This window comes from Bacillus sp. FJAT-28004 (assembly GCF_001280845.1).
Classification (GTDB): domain Bacteria; phylum Bacillota; class Bacilli; order Paenibacillales; family Paenibacillaceae; genus Pristimantibacillus.
On sequence record NZ_LGHP01000001.1, the window covers coordinates 1,806,531 to 1,823,454 of the forward strand.

The following is a 16,924-nucleotide window of genomic DNA, read 5'->3' on the forward strand; positions in this document are numbered from 1 at the left end:
ATTGAGTGCTAACGAAGGTACATCGAAATAACGGGTTTATCATTTACGTAGGGGGAATTCGAATGCTGACGGAACGACAACGGATGATTTTGCATGCGATAGTGGATGATTATATTCGCTCGGCTGAACCAGTCGGCTCACGCAGTATTTCGAAGCGCGGCGACGTTGGCTTCAGTCCAGCCACCATTCGCAATGAAATGGCGGATTTGGAGGAGCTAGGCTTCTTGGAGCAGCCGCACACGTCAGCAGGGCGTGTCCCATCGACGAAAGGCTACCGTTATTATGTCGACCATTTAATAAAGCTTAGCGAAGTGGATGAGAAAGACATTGGTGTGGTTCGCTCGTTCGTAACGGACAAAATGAATCAAATGGAACAGGTTATTCAACAAACGGCGATGATCCTTTCCAACTTAACCAATTACACATCTATTTTGCTTGGACCGGAAATGTTCAGCACATCGCTTAAGCATTTTGGCCTTGTGCCGCTTGATCAAACATCGGCAGTCGCTATTATCGTGACGAACACTGGACATGTTGAAAATCGGACGATTTCGATTCCAGAAGGCCTCAAGATGGAGGACATGGAGAAGGTCGTTAACATTTTGAACACGAGATTGGTTGGCGTTCCGCTGATTCGTCTAAGGTCGAAGCTTTACACAGAAGTTGGGCAAGAACTTGAGAGGCATGTTGATCATTATGAGCAGCTGTTACAGGTTCTGGATCATGCGCTGCAGAATGAAGATGAGCATCGGATCTTCTTAGGCGGTACAACCAACATGCTGACACAGCCTGAATTCAAGGATGTAGACAAAGTAAAAACGATTTTGGATTTGCTTGATGAGACACCAGCCATTATGAAAATGTTTACCGGCCTTCCGTCAGGTATACAAGTACGTATCGGGACAGAAAATGACCATAAGGCAATTAGCGATTGCAGTCTTATCACAGCAACCTATGCCATTGATGGCCAATCGCTGGGAACGATCGGCATTCTAGGACCAACACGAATGGAATACGGCAAAGTCATTAGTTTATTGGATATTATATCCAAGGATATGGCGGTTCTTCTTGGCCGCTGGTATAAGTAATTAATGATTATTTTGCCAAGTTTGCTTCGTAAACTTTTTTAGGAGGTGATTGCATGAGTACGAAAGAACAACATAATGAAGCCGCTGAGGCAGTGGAAGAAGTAGTATCTGCTGAGCAATCAGAGCAAGCATACGAGGATACGGCAAGCGAGGTAGTGGAAGAAGATTCGCGTTATGCGGAGCTTGTGAAGCTGGCAGAAGAGAAAGAGCAGCGCCTCCTGCGCGTACAAGCGGATTTCGATAATTTCCGTCGCCGTACATTGAAAGAAAAAGAAGAACTTGGACAGTATGCATCGATGAAGCTGATCGATCAACTGCTTCCAGTTGTAGATAATTTTGAGCGCGCTGTAGCTGCTGCATCTATAAACGGTGATTTCGAATCACTCGCGAAGGGTGTAGACATGATTTTCCGTCAGCTAGAGTCAACACTTGAGCAGGAAGGTCTTAAAGCCATGAACGTTGTTGGCGAGCCTTTTAATCCTGAATTCCATCAAGCTATAATGACAGTGGATTCCGAAGAGCATGAAGAAGGCATTATTGTCGAGGAAGTGCAGAAGGGCTACATCTTGAAAGATAAGGTATTGCGTCCTGCGATGGTTAAAGTAAGCAGTTAAACGGTAAAAGCTTTCTCGTCGAAAATAAGACAAAGCAAGCTGTTATTACTATAAAATTAAAAAATGTAGGAGGAACTATAGCTATGAGTAAAGTAATTGGTATTGACCTTGGTACAACAAACTCTTGCGTAGCAGTAATGGAAGGCGGAGAAGCTGTCGTTATTCCTAACCCGGAAGGTAACCGCACAACACCTTCAGTTGTAGGTTTTAAGAAAGACGGCGAGCGTGTTGTTGGTGAAACAGCAAAACGTCAAGCGATCACAAACCCTGATCGTACGATTAGCTCAATTAAACGCCACATCGGTACGAACCACAAAGAAAAAATCGATGATAAAGATTTCACACCACAAGAGATTTCTGCAATCATTTTGCAAAAATTGAAAGCTGATGCTGAAGCTTACTTGGGTCAAACAGTAACGCAAGCCGTCATTACGGTTCCTGCTTATTTCAACGACAGCCAACGTCAAGCTACTAAAGATGCTGGTAAAATTGCTGGTCTTGAAGTGCTTCGTATTGTCAACGAGCCAACAGCTGCTGCTCTAGCATACGGCCTTGAGAAAACAGAAGACCAAACGATTCTTGTTTATGACCTTGGCGGCGGTACATTTGACGTTTCCATCCTTGAGCTTGGCGACGGATTCTTCGAAGTTAAAGCTACAAGCGGCGACAACAAACTAGGCGGAGATGACTTTGACCAAGTCGTAATCGATCATCTCGTTGCTGAATTCAAGAAAGAACAAGGCATCGATCTATCTAAAGATAAATCAGCTGTTCAACGCTTGAAAGATGCTGCTGAGAAAGCGAAAAAAGAACTTTCCGGCGTATTGACTTCAGCTATCTCCCTTCCGTTCATTACAATGGTTGACGGCGTTCCTCAGCATTTGGAGCTTAGCCTTACTCGCGCGAAATTTGAAGAGCTTGCAGCTTCTCTTGTAGAGCGTACGCTTGGACCTACTCGTCAAGCGCTTAGCGATGCAGGAATGTCTCCAAGCGATATCGATAAAGTTGTACTAGTAGGCGGATCGACTCGTATTCCTGCGGTACAAGAAGCTGTTAAAAAATTGATCGGCAAAGAACCTCATAAAGGCGTAAACCCAGATGAAGTTGTAGCACTTGGTGCAGCTGTACAAGCGGGCGTATTGACTGGCGATGTGAAAGACGTTGTATTGCTTGACGTTACTCCATTGTCGCTTGGTATCGAAACTGCTGGCGGCGTGTTCACTAAAATGATCGATCGCAACACAACGATTCCTACGAGCAAATCGCAAGTGTACTCCACTTATGCGGATAATCAGCCAGGCGTTGAAATTCACGTCTTGCAAGGTGAGCGCTCAATGGCGGCAGGTAACAAAACGCTTGGTCGTTTCACATTGAATGATATTCCTCTTGCACCGCGCGGCGTTCCACAAATCGAAGTTACTTTCGATATCGATGCGAACGGTATCGTTAACGTATCTGCTCTTGATAAAGGAACAGGCAAGAGCCAAAAAATTACGATTACATCTTCAAGCGGTTTGAGCGATGATGAAATCAACCAAATGATGAAAGACGCTGAGCTTAACGCTGAAGAAGATCGCAAACGTCGTGACCTTGTAGAAGCGAAAAACAGTGCAGACCAATTGATCTACTCCGTTGACAAAACGATTAAAGATCTTGGCGATAAAGTTGATGCTGCTGAAATCGAAAAAGCTAACGTTGCGAAAGAGAAAGTAACCGCAGCGCTTGCAACTGACGATCTTGAGCAAATCAATGCAGCAGCTGAAGAGTTGACTGAAATCGTTCAACAGCTTTCTGTTAAGCTGTATGAGCAAGCAGCACAATCAGCTGAAGGTGCTGAACCAGAAGCTGGCGCTGCAAAAGGGAAAGAAAATGTAGTAGACGCTGACTATGAAGTGGTTGACGATAATAAATAAAGTGTAGCGAGCGAGAGGTCAAAGACAGGCGCTACCTGGCTTTGACCTCCTTTCGTGCGCAAATGCATGAGGAATCATATGATAAATAGCGGAGGTGAGAACAGGTGGCAAGCAAACGCGATTATTATGAGGTGCTTGGTGTTGGCAAGGATGCATCGGCAGACGATATTAAAAAATCATACCGACAGCTAGCACGTCAATATCATCCCGATGTGAACAAGGCAGCAGATGCTGAGACGAAGTTCAAGGAAGTTAAAGAAGCGTACGATGTATTAAGCGACGATGGAAAACGTTCAACGTATGACCGGTTCGGTCATGTTGATCCAAACCAAGGTATGGGCGGCGGAGGCGGCGGTGCTGATTTTGGCGGCGGCTTCGGCGATATTTTCGACATGTTCTTTGGTGGTGGCGGTGGACGTCGAGATCCAAATGCACCGCAGCGAGGCAACGATCTCCAGTACACGATGACAGTTGAATTTAAGGAAGCTGTATTTGGCAAAGAAACGGAAATTACGATTCCGCGCACAGAAACATGCGATACCTGTCACGGTGATGGGGCAAAGCCAGGTACGAAACCGGAAAGCTGTTCGGTTTGTAAGGGCAGCGGACAGCAAGAGGTTGTTCAAAATACGCCATTTGGTCGTATGGTCAACCGCCGTGCTTGTACGAATTGCAGCGGCACAGGCCGCGTAATCAAAGAAAAATGTACAACTTGTCACGGCGCGGGTAAAGTGAAGCGTCAACGCAAAATCAACATCCGTATTCCAGCCGGCGTTGATGACGGAGCTCAAATCCGGATGTCTGGCGAGGGTGAGGGCGGTCTTCGCGGCGGTCCAGCGGGCGACTTGTATATTGTTATACGGGTGAAGTCGCATGAGTTTTTCGAGCGTGAAGGCGACGATATTTATTGTGAGGTTCCACTTACATTCGTTCAAGCAGCGCTTGGCGATGAAATTGAGATTCCAACTTTAACAGAGAAAGTGAAGTTGAAGGTGCCAGCTGGCACACAAACAGGCACTTACTTCAGGCTCAAAGGCAAAGGTGTTCCTAAGCTGCGTGGATACGGTCAAGGCGATCAGCATGTGAAGGTTACCATCGTTACACCAACTAGCTTGACGGATGATCAGAAGGACCTGCTTCGTCAGTTTGGCGGACAAAGCGGCGATTCCGCATCTAATGATCAAGAGCATCATGAAACGATATTTAAAAAAATGAAAAAGGCGTTCCGCGGTGAATAACCCGGCACGTCTTTTTTTTTCTTCACACGGCTGTATAGATTATGGCGGATAAACATACTCTATTCGGGTAGGAAAACCATACATCACCAAACAACCGGAGGGAACTAATAACATGACAGACAACAACAACAACAATAACAGCTTGGAGAAAACAAACTTTGGCAACTTGCCTGTAGGTAAAAACGAAGATGTGGAATTTTCCGAGGAGCTTGCAGACGAAGCTGATCGCAAAGCTGCAGAGCGTGCAGCGCAAGCTGATGAGCGCAACGAGCAGGCATAATGAGTCAAATTGAAATTCAAGCGACCTTTGAGGGTGAAGGTGCTGCACAAGAGGCCATGCGCAAGCTTCAAGCGCTGCGTGCAATTGAAGTGAACGGTTTGTTTGATAGCGGGTTGCTTACGGCAACCGTAGATGATGAAGTCGCTGAACGTGCGCTTCATCTTATTAAACAAATGGGTGGCAACGCAAATACAACTATAACTTAGCGATAAACATGGGGGCATGTATCTTCGGGTACATGCCTATCATTTTAGCTCGTCTTTGTAAAATCTGAACAACGACCATTTCTATTAACGATAGGAATCAGCTGAAATAAATGTCAGTAGTTGCAATTCCCTTATTTTCCAAATGTGAGGTATCGTTTAGTTTTGAAATTGTTTTTTCAGACCATTTATTCACTCTTAAACTTGTTATGCTGCAAGGCTGTATATCAAATGATATTTTAAACATTTCTGTAGAAAACTCCAACCAATAATGGATTAAGGATATAATTGCATTTCCATGACTAACTAATATAATGACATCATCATCATTATTATTAATTAACTTGTCCATAAAGGCTGAAAGGCGAACAAACATCAACATCCAGCTTTCTGCCTGTGGGTAGGGTACCCAGTCAATTACCGGTTCAGTAATAGGATTCCTAATTTTTTTTGCATCTTCTGCAGATAAATTAGCAGCTAATCCATTATTTAGCTCCCGGAGTTCTTCGTACAAGATAGGGTCTTTAGAAAGAACACTGCCGATTATCTCAGCTGTTTCACTCGCCCTAGATAAATCACTGCTGCACAAATTCACCGAAACATTTGCAAAACGTTCTAATAATCGTTCCCCCGTACATTTAGCTTGCTGTCTACCTCTCTCGGTCAATTTTGTATCGGTCCAACCTCCAACAAGCCCAGAAAGTAGATGCTCCGCTTCGCCATGTCTAATTAAAATTAATTGTTTCAACGTCGTTCACCCCATGCTCTAAATTAGGCAAGTAAATTCCAATTGTTATTCACTGATTTTGATATTCGTTATTTCAAATAGTTGTTATCTTCTTCACGCTAACTTCAATTCCTCTTTGTACTTGGTTAATAGTTTTATCTATTTTTGGTACAGCCTCGGCAGCTTGTGCCATTTTTTTGTGCAAAGGCACTACTCTGGTGTACAATAGATGTTAGGTTTTTAAAGCGAAACGTTTGTCTAGTCGACTGCGGTCGGCGATAGCCGTTTACGATTGGCATTGGAGGATATTACATATGAAATGGTTTGAACTTACGATTTCAACAACTGAAGAGGCGCAAGAGATGATATCCAACTTTTTGCATGAAATGGGAGCAGGGGGCGTATCCATTGAAGAATCGGGTACACTCAGCAAACAGCGTGATACATCTTTTGGACAATGGTATGAGACGCCGCTTAATGATATTCCAGAAGGCCAAGCTGTCATTAAGGGCTACTTTGGAGAAGAAACCGATACAGATGCCCTAGTTGCAGCTATTAGACCTCGCGTCGAAGAGCTTCGTGAATTTGATATTGATCCCGGCACTGTAGAATATATCGTTGCTACTGTAGATGATGAGGATTGGGCTACGGCTTGGAAGCAATATTTTAAGCCAATCCGCATTTCAGATTCGTTAACGATTAAGCCAACCTGGGAAGAGTATGAAGCTGGCCCAGATGAGCGCATAATTGAGCTGGATCCAGGAATGGCTTTTGGAACAGGCACACACCCTACCACCTCACTGTGTCTGCAAACCCTTGAGTCAGTTATTCGCGGCGGAGAAGAAGTCATCGATGTAGGCACAGGATCAGGCATACTGGCTATTGGAGCTTGTCTTCTTGGCGCGAAAAGCGTGCTTGCGGTTGATCTTGATCCAGTAGCTGTATCCAGTGCTAAAGAGAATGTGTCGCTAAATAATCTATCGGAGCAAGTCGAAGTACGTCTTAGCGATTTGCTTGGTGTAATTAAGGAAGACACTGCAGGAGGAGAACAAGCATCTGCGAGCGGTGCGTTCAGGGTTACCGTGCCGGTAGATCTCGTAGTTGCTAATATTTTGGCAGAGATCATCTTGATGTTTGTGGACGATGTATATGCGGCATTAAAGCCAAACGGAATATATATTGCTTCTGGTATTTACAAGAATAAAGAAACAGATGTAGAAGAAGGGTTAATCCGTCACGGATTTGAGATTATTGAGAAGCGCCGCGATGAGGATTGGATCGCAATCGTAGCGAGAAAGCCACAGGTGATTTAATGGACTTGCAAAGCTTTTTGCGATTTCCTCTTGAGGATTTGCCATTTATCGTATTAGCTTTAATTATTGCATTTACGGTGCATGAGTTTGCTCATGCTTACAGCGCTTATAAATTTGGCGATGATACCGCTTATAATGCCGGCCGAGTAACTCTTAACCCGCGTGTACATTTGGATGTTTTGGGAACACTTCTAATTCTGTTTGCCGGGTTTGGATGGGCGAAGCCCGTGCCGGTAAACCCGAGCAAATTCAGCAGCCCGAGAGTTATGAGCATTATTGTAACCGCAGTAGGGCCGCTAAGTAATTTGCTAATGGGTACGATAAGTATTTTTATTTATGTTGCGATTTTGGCTTCAGACATTCTAAGTGGAGCATCTGTAGGCGTTGATGCAGCTGTTCATCGATTTTTTGATTATTTTATTTGGTATAATTATTTATTGTTTATTTTTAATCTTATACCGCTTCCTCCGCTTGACGGCTACCGGATCATCGCTGATCTACTGCCGCTTAAGATTCGTTATAAGATGGATCAAAATGTGCAGTGGGGAATGTTCATCTTTTTATTGATTGTGTTTATACCACCGCTACGCAAAGTTACGCTTGATCCAGTACTTGGATTAGGCGCAGATTTAATGAACAACACCTTTGCATGGGTTTACCAGATTTTCCTATAAATGTTGCGCGTGCTTAAGTAGGCTGCTGGCAACGGTTTCTGATAGATTTAGTGAATACAAACATGTTATTATGAAGGATGGAATTTGTTTAAGGGTGGTTGGAAAACGATTATGCAACGATATTTCATCGCGGCGGAGCAGTTTGGCGACTCCGAAATCCGCTTAGTCGGCGAGGATGCACATCACGCAGCAAGGGTCATGCGCACGAAGCCAGGCGATAAGTTTATCGTCAGCGACGGACAGTCGCGCACGGCACGAGTCGCTGTGCTTGAAGCATCTGCAACGCTAATAACAGCTGAAATTATTGAGATGTTAGGTAATGATAGTGAGCCGAAATGGGCAATAACGCTCGCACAAAGCTTGCCAAAGGGCGATAAAATGGAGCTGGTTATACAGAAAGGGACTGAGATCGGTGCTTATGCATTCGTACCCTTTCAATCGGAGCGCATGGTCGTTCAATATGATGCCAAGAAGGAAGCAAAGCGCATTGAACGGTGGAGCAAAATTGCGAAGGAAGCGGCAGAGCAGGCACATCGCAACCGCATACCTACGATTGAGCCGCTTCATAGCTGGAAAGAGCTTGTGAAGTCAATGTCCAATTATGATTTGGTATTGTTCTGTTACGAGCGTGAAGGTCATCTAGCCCACGGCAGAGGAGTTAAGACAGCCATTCGAGAGTGGATTCAGCGATCTGAAGTGGTCAGTTCGCCGAAAGTACTGCTCATTGTCGGTTCTGAGGGCGGCTTCACCGATCGTGAAGCTGATGAGGCAGAAGCGGCAGGTGCTGCGCTGGTCGGATTAGGCAGACGAATATTACGAACGGAAACAGCAGGTATCGTAGGATTAACCTGCTTACTATATGAATCCGGAGAAATGGGAGGAGCGTAACAACGATGGCAACAGTCGCATTTTATACGCTAGGCTGCAAAGTGAACTTCTATGATACAGAAGCGATATGGCAGCTATTCAAAAACGAAGGTTATGAGCAGGTCGATTTCGAAGAGACCGCTGATGTTTATTTAATTAATACTTGTACGGTAACCAATACAGGGGATAAGAAGAGCCGTCAAATTATTAGACGCGCTGTTCGCCGTAATCCAGATGCGGTCATTGCGGTAACTGGCTGTTACGCTCAGACATCTCCGGCAGAAATAATGGCTATTGAAGGCGTCGATCTTGTCATCGGGACGCAGGATCGCGAGAAAATCATGACCTTCGTCAATCAAATTCAGGGCGATCGCCAGCCGGTTAACGCTGTTCGCAATATCATGAAGACACGTGACTTTGAAGAGCTGAATGTACCTGACTTCTCGGAGCGCACGCGTGCATTCTTGAAAATCCAAGAGGGCTGCAACAACTTCTGTACGTTTTGCATTATCCCTTGGTCACGCGGACTATCTCGCAGCCGTGCATCGGAAAGCGTACTAGAGCAAGCTAAACAGCTTGTTGCTTCCGGTTACAAGGAAATTGTGCTGACAGGGATTCATACTGGTGGCTATGGCGATGATATGGAAAATTATAATTTGACAAGCTTGTTATGGGATTTGGACAAAATAGAGGGACTTGAGCGCATACGCATCAGCTCGATCGAAGCGAGTCAAATCGACGACGCTATGATTGACGTGTTGAATCGTTCCAGCAAAATGTGCCGCCATCTGCATATTCCACTCCAAGCAGGTGAAGACTCCGTATTAAAGCGGATGCGACGTAAATATACGACAGCAGAATTCGCAGCAAAAATCAAAAGACTGCACGAGGCAATGCCTGGCGTTGCAATTACAACAGACGTCATTGTCGGTTTCCCTGGAGAAACGGAAGAAATGTTTGAAGCTGGCTTCCGTTTCATGGAAGATTTGAAATTTGCTGAAATGCATGTGTTCCCTTATTCGAAGCGCACAGGAACGCCTGCCGCTCGAATGGACGAGCAAGTGGATGAAGAAGTGAAGAATGAGCGAGTGCATAAGCTAATTGACTTATCAGAGAAAATGCAGCTTGCGTACGCAGAACAGTACATCGGCCATGTTCTTGATGTAATCCCAGAGCGCGATTACAAGGGAGCACCGGGTACTGGACTCGTTATGGGTTATACGGACAACTATATTCAGGTTGTATTCGACGGTACAGAAGCGCTGATCGGCAAGCTCTGCCGAGTCAAAATCACGGAAGCAGGCGTTAATGAATGTCGCGCTAAGCTTGTTCGTGTGCTCGAAGACCATCCTGCCGCTGCAAGCGACACGGAGCAGCACAGCTTCGTACTGGAGCGACCAGAAGCGATAAGAGCATAGTTATAGCTTAACAAAATGCGGGGATTCCTTTGCTTATCGATTCCTTATTTGGAAAAGATGGAGGAATCCTTTGCTGCATATACATTCTGTTCAATGCTGCAAGGGGGAAATGGACATGAAGGAAATTTCAGCAGGCGGTGTCGTGTATCGCCGAACCGAGGAAGGGAAGCTGCAAATTCAGCTCATTCAGGATCGTTACGGAAAAGTCTCGCTGCCAAAAGGAAAAATGGAGCCCGGCGAAACGATTGAACAAACCGCTTTACGTGAAATCGTCGAAGAAACGGGTCTTGAAGGAGTGATCATTGCTCCGATTGATCAGATAAAATATAGATATGAGCATGATGCATTTGGGACGGTCGATAAAGAGGTCCATTATTATTTAGTTGAAGCGGTTGGCGGCTCCTTGCAGGCACAAGTTGAAGAGATTCGCGGGGTCGACTGGTTCGATCCGCAAGAAGCTTGGAAACGTCAGAGGCAATCCGGATACGATAACAATCATCGTATCGTTGCGGGAGCATTCCATTTATTGGGCTTGCAAACGGATTAGCGCTATGAAACAGGATCAAGGCGCCTAAATGTCCGAAGATAACAAAATGGTAAAGCAAGCAAGGAGCTTAGAATGTTGAAAATCGTTTGTGTATGAGCAATTTGCCCCGCTGCAGATGAAGATATCCATTCAGAGATCGTTGCAAGCTCGCCAATGAATGGCATAAATAGCAAGGCGCCTCCGGCATTCAAGACGACATGGGACCATGCGACATACTGACCGGATTTAGTGCCGCCAATTGAGGCAAGCAATGCAGTTGCACATGTACCGATGTTCGCGCCGAGCACGACGGCGATTCCGAGTTCGATAGGCATCGCACCTATCGATACGAAGCCCATAATAATGCCGATAACGGCTGCGCTGCTATGTACAGCAGCTGTAAGAAGCGCGCCCGCTGCAAGTCCCCACCATAAGCTATCGTTTGCTTTTCCAAGAAACCATCCGAACATGGGGCTATCTTGGACGGCAGGACCTACACCTTGCATCATCGTCATGCCGGTAAGGAGCAGAGCAAAGCCGCACAGAACGACAGAGGAAGAACGAAGTGACGGAAGCCAGCGAGCATTCTGAACAGCCGGAAACAGACGCAGTTCACCTAGCAATGCCGTTACCAGCCATAATCCGATGGAGACGATTAATAAAGGAACGGCAAGCTTATTTAAATTTAGACCGATTAGTTCTGTCGTTATGCAGGTACCGATATTAGTTCCGAGAATGATGCCTAGCGTACGCGGGAAAGTAAGCAGCCCAGCGTTGACCATCCCGATAGCGATAACCGTTACGGCCGTGCTGCTTTGAAGAAAAGCAGTCGTGACTGTGCCGATTGCGAGTCCATGGATCGGTGTTGCGGTAGATCGCTTCAATATTCCGGTCAAATAAGGGCCGGCTAAACGATGCAGTGCTAGCTCCATTAGCTTCATGCCGCACATGAAAACAGCGAACCCGAGCAGCATTGGAATAAGTATAGTTTGAACCATTTTCTGAACTCCTTATTATTTATTTCATGTTTTGATTCGTAAATATACATATGCAGCAAGCAAGACAAGCATGACTAGCAAGTCCAATGAGGGGAAGCGAGATAAACGTGAGCAATCCAAAAATATTTCTTCTAAAAGCAAGAAAAAAGAGACTGGAGCAAGGACATCCATGGGTTTATGCAACGGAAATTGATCGATTGGAAGGCGATGCTCAGCCAGGTGATTTGGTTGATGTTGTTACTCATCAAGGCCGTTATTTGGCAACGGGCTACTGGAATCCAAAATCACAAATTACGGTAAGAATCGTTGCTCATGAGCCAATTGCTGCAATGGATGCAGGCTTTTTCCGTGAGCGCCTTCAACAATGCCAAGAGCATCGCCGCCGCTTTGTTGCGGATGCCGATTGCCGACTAGTTTACGGAGAAGCAGATTTCCTGCCTGGGCTCGTTGTTGACCGTTTCAATAATGTGCTTGTACTCCAGCTTCTAACGCTTGGAATGGATGTAAGAAAAGAAGCGCTGATTGAAGCACTGATTGACGTGTTTCAGCCGATTGGCATCTATGAGCGCAGTGATGTAGGTGTTCGAGTGCTTGAAGGTTTGGAGGAGCGCACAGGTGTGCTTTACGGAGAATGCCCATCGATCATCGAAATCGAGGAAAATGGATTGAAGCTAGAAGTTGATATTGTAGAAGGCCAGAAAACCGGCTATTTCTTCGATCAACGTGAAAACCGCGCAGCGATTGCTCCGCTAATGACAGGCTGGGGAGGTCGTAGCGGCATTCATCTCGTTGACCGTGAATCTCTGGAGTCAGGCTCTATTCCAGCTGAAGGTACATCAGTCATTCGTTCAACAGATGCATCTCATTTAGTACCTGTGAACGCGAACGGCAAAGTGGTTACTTTTCCTTATTGGGATGGCGCGTCGGTGCTTGAATGTTTTGCCCATACCGGAAGTTTCACGCTGCATGCCTGCAAATATGGCGCTAAGAAAGTAACATGCTTGGATGTTTCGGAGCATGCCATTGATACCGCAAAACGTAACGTTGAACGCAATGGGTACTCTGATCGCGTCGAGTTTGTTGTTGCAGATGCCTTTGACTATTTGCGTGTTCAAGTGAAAGGGATCGACGAGAGAAAACAGCGTGCTTTAGGTGGCGTAGATACATCTAAGAAGCTGGAAGGCGGAACGGGACGTACGTGGGATGTCGTTATTCTTGATCCGCCGGCTTTTGCAAAAACAAAGAGCGCAGTACCGGGCGCATGCCGCGGCTACAAGGATATTAATTTACAAGGTCTAAAGCTTGTAAATGAAGGCGGCTATTTAGTTACGGCAAGCTGCTCGTATCATATGCGCCCTGAGCTGTTCTTGGAGACGATCCAAGAAGCGGCTGTAGATGCTGGCAAGCTTCTTCGTTTGGTCGAATGGCGTGCTGCAGGTAAAGATCATCCACAGCTCCTTGGCGTAAATGAAGGACATTACTTGAAATTCGCAATATTTGAAGTACGAAGCAAATAATCGAGTTAAACGAATAGACGGGAGAGTTGCACATGTCGCTTCGCTTTGTCATCGGGCGTTCGGGAGCCGGTAAAACATCCTATTGCTTGAATGAAATAAGAAAGCAGCTGCGCGTTCAACCGGACGGACCGCCGCTCGTCATGCTCGTACCGGAACAGGCTACTTTTCAAACCGAATACGCACTGCTCCAAAGCGGCGAATTAAACGGTACGATCAGGGCACAGGCGCTTAGCTTTCGGCGCCTAGCCTTTCGGGTCATGCAGGAGACGGGCGGTACGGCGCTTGTACCGATCAATGATACGGGGAAGCATATGCTTCTCTATAAGATCGTTCATCGGCTAGGACAGCAGCTGGAGCTGTTTCAAAGCGGTGCGGAACAGCCAGGATTCATTGATAGGCTTGCTGAACTGTTAACGGAGTGGAAAAGGTACGGAATAGATTCAGAGCTCTTACAGGAAAAGCAGGATGCTTCTGAGGCAGGTATAGGTCAATCTACATTGCTAAAGCGCAAGCTGCATGATTTGCAGCTCATTTATAGTCAGATGGAGCAGGAACTCGCGGGTATGTATATTGACGCCGAGGATTATTTGCGTTATTTGCAAAATGGTTTTGCGAATGCCTCCGCTATGAATGACGCGCATATATGGGTAGATGGATTTTATGGTTTTACTCCAACGGAATATGAAGCGTTAGGAACGTTGATCGCTTCTTCCGCTCAGGTGACGGTCACGCTTACGCTAAACAAAGCTTATGGGTTAGGAGAGCAGCCGCATGAGTTAGATCTGTTTCATCCTACAGCTGAAACCTATAATAAGCTGATGGATTTGGCGGCTAAATATGAAGTTGAGATTAATCCGCCAGTGATGCTGGACGAAAGTCCGCCCATTCGTTTTAGAAACAGTCCGATGCTTGCTCATCTCGAGAAGCATTATAGCGAGCGAATTCCGATGCTTATAGCGGATAAAACAATTTTAGATGCAGAGGATATACGCTGCGGCTTATCGCTGCATGCCGCAGCGAACCGTCGTGCTGAGGTTGAGGCTGTCGCTCGTGATATCGTTCGCAGAGCGCGTAAGGATGGGCTTCGCTGGCGAGATATTGCTGTTATGGTGCGTAATGCAGAGGATTACACTGACTATATCGGACTTGTCTTTGCGGATTATGGCATTCCTTATTTTGTCGATCAGAAAGAGAAGGCCGTTCATCACCCGTTGATTGAATTTATCCGATCTGCTCTCGAAACGGTATTGTTTGGTTGGCGCTATGATGCTGTGTTCCGCTGCGTTAAGACGGAGATGCTGTTTAAGGTGGATGGCAGCCTGCCTAGAGATTGGTTCGATATGTTGGAAAACTATGCACTTGCGGCAGGGATCGACGGGTGGAAATGGCTTGATAATAAGCGCTGGCATCCATTAGTTCCTGTATCGCTTGATGATGATGAGGATATAGAGACCAAAATCAGTGAAAAGGCGCAGCGAGAATTCAATATCGTGCTTGCTGCAAGAGAGGTTGTGGTACCTCCCCTTCGCAGCTTCGCAGATGCATTGAACAAGGCAGATAACGTCCAAGAGATGTGTGAGGCTTTATATCGTTTGCTTGATCAATCCGAAGCAGCAGATAAACTGGAGCGCTGGAGTATTCAAGATACTGGGGCCGGAAAAACACAAAGAGCAAGAAGTCATAAGCAGCTTTGGGACAGCGTGATGCAGCTTTTGGACCAATTAGTGGAGCTGGCAGGAAAGCAAACCGTAACACCTGAATTGTTCGCTGGCATGATAGAGGCGGGACTTGATAGTCTGAAGCTTGCCGCGGTACCGCCAGCGCTGGATCAAGTGTTGATCGGCAGTATGGATCGGACGCGGTCGGGGCATGTACAGGTATGTTATGTACTGGGCGCTAATGATGGAATTATGCCGATGCGAGTGAAAGAAGACGGTATTCTTACCGAATCTGAGCGGGAACGGCTAGCTGATGATGGAATCGTCATGGCGCCTGGAGTGCGCAGGCGATTGCTTGATGAGCGGTTCATGATTTATAACGCATTGACTACGCCAAGCAGGCATTTATGGCTCAGCTGGGCACAAGCTGATGAGGAAGGGAAGAGTTTGCTTCCATCAGAGATTGTAAGACATGTTCGTCATTTGTTCCCCGGAATTGCCGTTCAAAGCATTGCGGCAGAACCGTCGCCAAGCTTGCCATTGTCCGAGCAAAGGATGTTCGTATCCCAGCCGCAGCGAACGATGTCTTATTTGATCGGAGCAATCCGGAAATGGCAGCAGGGGGCAACCATTGCGCCTTTCTGGTGGGATCTTTACAATTGGTACGCAGTTCGTCCGGAATGGCAGCATAAGCTTCAGCTGCTGACAAGCTCTTTAACGTATGAGAACCAGGAGTTGTTTCTTACTAAGGATACAGCTAGAGAACTTTATGGATCGCGACTGCAAGTAAGCGTATCGCGTATGGAACGGTTCGTATCGTGCCCGTTCCAGCATTTTGCCATACACGGTTTAAAGTTAAGGGAAAGAAAGCTATACCGGCTGGATGCTCCTGACGTAGGTCAGCTATTTCACGCAGCACTGAGCAAGCTGGCAACGAACTTTGGAGGGCGCTGGGGGAAGGCATCCGAAGCGGAGCTTAAGGCAGTCGTCTCACAAACGGTGGATGATTTGGTTCCGAAGCTGCAATCACAAATCTTATTAAGCAGCAGTCGTTTTAAATATATTGCTCGCAAGCTTAAGGAAATTGTTGGACAAGCGGCGCTAATGCTGGGTGAGCATGCTCGAAGAGCACAATTTCATCCAGTAGGCACCGAGGTTGATTTTGGTCCTGATGGGACACTGCCTGCCCTCCGAATTCCGCTTGAGGCTGGCGGTGAAATAGAGATTATCGGCAGAATAGACCGCGTTGATGCGGCGGAAACTGAGGAAGGCCTGCTGCTGCGCGTGCTTGATTATAAGTCGAGCTCTACGCACCTCAGACTTGAAGAAGTCGCTCATGGGCTCTCGCTGCAAATGCTGACTTATTTGGATGTTTTGGTTACGCATGCATCTGCATGGCTCGGTCAACCTGCGTCTCCAGCTGGCGTTCTCTATTTTCATGTGCATAATCCGATTTTGACGATGACAAACAGCATCAGTCCGAATGAGGCTAACGGTCAGCTCTTAAAGCGGTTCAAGATGCGTGGACTTGTTACGGCGGATTCGGGAACGGTCAAGCTTATGGATGATGAATTGGAGACCGGCTATTCAGAACTGCTTCCGGTTGCCTTGAAGCGGGATGGCAGCTTTTACAGCAGTTCTTCTGTCGTATCGAACGAACAATGGGATGTTCTTCGTCATTCTGTCAGGAATACAATCAGCCGAATCGGCAGCTCGATACAAGCGGGTGATGTTTCGATTGAACCGTATCGCATCGGAACGAAGACGCCTTGTCAATATTGCGATTATAAAGCGGTTTGTCAGTTCGATGCTCAGTTTGACGGTAATGAGTACAGGAAGCTGAGCAAACCTTCCAAGGAAGATATATGGCAGCAGCTAGAAGGGGAGTAA

At 46.3% G+C, this 16,924-nt stretch carries 15 protein-coding genes; 13 read left to right on the forward strand and 2 right to left on the reverse strand.

All coding sequences use genetic code 11. The annotated features are described in order from the left end of the window. The first annotated feature begins 62 nt into the window (after nt 1-62). The 6 genes from hrcA (at nt 63) to AC787_RS07490 (ending at nt 5,339) form a co-directional block, all read left to right on the forward strand. Nucleotides 63-1,088, forward strand: coding sequence for a heat-inducible transcriptional repressor HrcA (gene hrcA, locus AC787_RS07470; protein ID WP_054024202.1), 1,026 nt, complete (start codon nt 63-65; stop codon nt 1,086-1,088). A 53-nt stretch (nt 1,089-1,141) separates the two neighbouring features. After that, on the forward strand, nt 1,142-1,702 hold the full coding sequence (gene grpE / locus AC787_RS07475; RefSeq protein ID WP_054024203.1) for a nucleotide exchange factor GrpE: 561 nt from the start codon (nt 1,142-1,144) through the stop codon (nt 1,700-1,702). Between the two features lie 83 nt (nt 1,703-1,785). Next, nucleotides 1,786-3,615, forward strand: coding sequence for a molecular chaperone DnaK (dnaK, locus tag AC787_RS07480; RefSeq protein WP_054024204.1), 1,830 nt, complete (start codon nt 1,786-1,788; stop codon nt 3,613-3,615). Between the two features lie 104 nt (nt 3,616-3,719). Next, on the forward strand, nt 3,720-4,853 hold the full coding sequence (gene dnaJ / locus AC787_RS07485; RefSeq protein WP_054024205.1) for a molecular chaperone DnaJ: 1,134 nt from the start codon (nt 3,720-3,722) through the stop codon (nt 4,851-4,853). Nucleotides 4,854-4,965: 112 nt separating this feature from the next. Next, complete coding sequence (locus AC787_RS33030) at nt 4,966-5,133, forward strand: YfhD family protein (RefSeq protein ID WP_069188207.1); 168 nt, start codon at nt 4,966-4,968, stop codon at nt 5,131-5,133. Further along, nucleotides 5,133-5,339 (forward strand): hypothetical protein, encoded by a 207-nt coding sequence (locus tag AC787_RS07490; RefSeq protein ID WP_054024206.1) that lies wholly within the window; start codon nt 5,133-5,135, stop codon nt 5,337-5,339. The genes AC787_RS33030 and AC787_RS07490 overlap by 1 nt, the downstream gene beginning before the upstream one ends. A gap of 97 nt (nt 5,340-5,436) precedes the next feature. Here AC787_RS07490 and AC787_RS07495 read toward each other — a convergent pair whose 3' ends face one another. Next, complete coding sequence (locus AC787_RS07495) at nt 5,437-6,084, reverse strand: histidine phosphatase family protein (RefSeq protein ID WP_054024207.1); 648 nt, start codon at nt 6,082-6,084, stop codon at nt 5,437-5,439. 293 nt (nt 6,085-6,377) lie between these two features. On the opposite strand from AC787_RS07495, the gene prmA reads away from it, so the two are divergent. The 5 genes from prmA (at nt 6,378) to AC787_RS07520 (ending at nt 10,882) form a co-directional block, all read left to right on the forward strand. Further along, on the forward strand, nt 6,378-7,376 hold the full coding sequence (gene prmA, locus AC787_RS07500; protein WP_054024208.1) for a 50S ribosomal protein L11 methyltransferase: 999 nt from the start codon (nt 6,378-6,380) through the stop codon (nt 7,374-7,376). Further along, nucleotides 7,376-8,050 (forward strand): site-2 protease family protein, encoded by a 675-nt coding sequence (locus tag AC787_RS07505; protein ID WP_054024209.1) that lies wholly within the window; start codon nt 7,376-7,378, stop codon nt 8,048-8,050. Before prmA ends, AC787_RS07505 begins: the two co-directional genes overlap by 1 nt. Before the next feature lie 111 nt (nt 8,051-8,161). Further along, the gene (locus AC787_RS07510; protein ID WP_054026957.1) at nt 8,162-8,938 is read left to right on the forward strand and encodes an RsmE family RNA methyltransferase; all 777 of its coding nucleotides are present in this window, start codon (nt 8,162-8,164) and stop codon (nt 8,936-8,938) included. A gap of 5 nt (nt 8,939-8,943) precedes the next feature. Next, nucleotides 8,944-10,335 carry a tRNA (N(6)-L-threonylcarbamoyladenosine(37)-C(2))-methylthiotransferase MtaB gene (gene mtaB / locus AC787_RS07515; RefSeq protein ID WP_054024210.1) on the forward strand — a complete coding sequence of 464 codons (1,392 nt, stop codon included), beginning with the start codon at nt 8,944-8,946 and terminating at the stop codon, nt 10,333-10,335. Nucleotides 10,336-10,450: 115 nt separating this feature from the next. Beyond that, nucleotides 10,451-10,882: an NUDIX hydrolase gene (locus AC787_RS07520; protein WP_054024211.1), complete on the forward strand. Its 432-nt coding sequence runs from the start codon at nt 10,451-10,453 to the stop codon at nt 10,880-10,882. A gap of 2 nt (nt 10,883-10,884) precedes the next feature. On the opposite strand, the gene AC787_RS07525 is transcribed toward AC787_RS07520, so the two are convergent. Further along, nucleotides 10,885-11,859, reverse strand: a complete 975-nt coding sequence (locus AC787_RS07525; protein ID WP_054024212.1) for a Na/Pi cotransporter family protein — start codon at nt 11,857-11,859, stop codon at nt 10,885-10,887. Nucleotides 11,860-11,945: 86 nt separating this feature from the next. On the opposite strand from AC787_RS07525, the gene AC787_RS07530 reads away from it, so the two are divergent. Then, on the forward strand, nt 11,946-13,376 hold the full coding sequence (locus tag AC787_RS07530) for a class I SAM-dependent rRNA methyltransferase (protein WP_054024213.1): 1,431 nt from the start codon (nt 11,946-11,948) through the stop codon (nt 13,374-13,376). A gap of 32 nt (nt 13,377-13,408) precedes the next feature. Beyond that, nucleotides 13,409-16,924, forward strand: coding sequence for a helicase-exonuclease AddAB subunit AddB (addB, locus tag AC787_RS07535; protein ID WP_054024214.1), 3,516 nt, complete (start codon nt 13,409-13,411; stop codon nt 16,922-16,924).

What these genes read in the sequence shown, in the direction of transcription:
- hrcA (WP_054024202.1), top strand. Translation starts at nt 63, where the DNA reads ATGCTGACGGAACGACAACGGATGATTTTGCATGCGATAGTGGATGAT.
- grpE (WP_054024203.1), top strand. Translation starts at nt 1,142, where the DNA reads ATGAGTACGAAAGAACAACATAATGAAGCCGCTGAGGCAGTGGAAGAA.
- dnaK (WP_054024204.1), top strand. Translation starts at nt 1,786, where the DNA reads ATGAGTAAAGTAATTGGTATTGACCTTGGTACAACAAACTCTTGCGTA.
- AC787_RS33030 (WP_069188207.1), top strand. Translation starts at nt 4,966, where the DNA reads ATGACAGACAACAACAACAACAATAACAGCTTGGAGAAAACAAACTTT.
- AC787_RS07490 (WP_054024206.1), top strand. Translation starts at nt 5,133, where the DNA reads ATGAGTCAAATTGAAATTCAAGCGACCTTTGAGGGTGAAGGTGCTGCA.
- prmA (WP_054024208.1), top strand. Translation starts at nt 6,378, where the DNA reads ATGAAATGGTTTGAACTTACGATTTCAACAACTGAAGAGGCGCAAGAG.
- AC787_RS07505 (WP_054024209.1), top strand. Translation starts at nt 7,376, where the DNA reads ATGGACTTGCAAAGCTTTTTGCGATTTCCTCTTGAGGATTTGCCATTT.
- AC787_RS07510 (WP_054026957.1), top strand. Translation starts at nt 8,162, where the DNA reads ATGCAACGATATTTCATCGCGGCGGAGCAGTTTGGCGACTCCGAAATC.
- mtaB (WP_054024210.1), top strand. Translation starts at nt 8,944, where the DNA reads ATGGCAACAGTCGCATTTTATACGCTAGGCTGCAAAGTGAACTTCTAT.
- AC787_RS07520 (WP_054024211.1), top strand. Translation starts at nt 10,451, where the DNA reads ATGAAGGAAATTTCAGCAGGCGGTGTCGTGTATCGCCGAACCGAGGAA.
- AC787_RS07525 (WP_054024212.1), bottom strand. Translation starts at nt 11,859, where the DNA reads ATGGTTCAAACTATACTTATTCCAATGCTGCTCGGGTTCGCTGTTTTC.
- AC787_RS07530 (WP_054024213.1), top strand. Translation starts at nt 11,946, where the DNA reads ATGAGGGGAAGCGAGATAAACGTGAGCAATCCAAAAATATTTCTTCTA.
- addB (WP_054024214.1), top strand. Translation starts at nt 13,409, where the DNA reads ATGTCGCTTCGCTTTGTCATCGGGCGTTCGGGAGCCGGTAAAACATCC.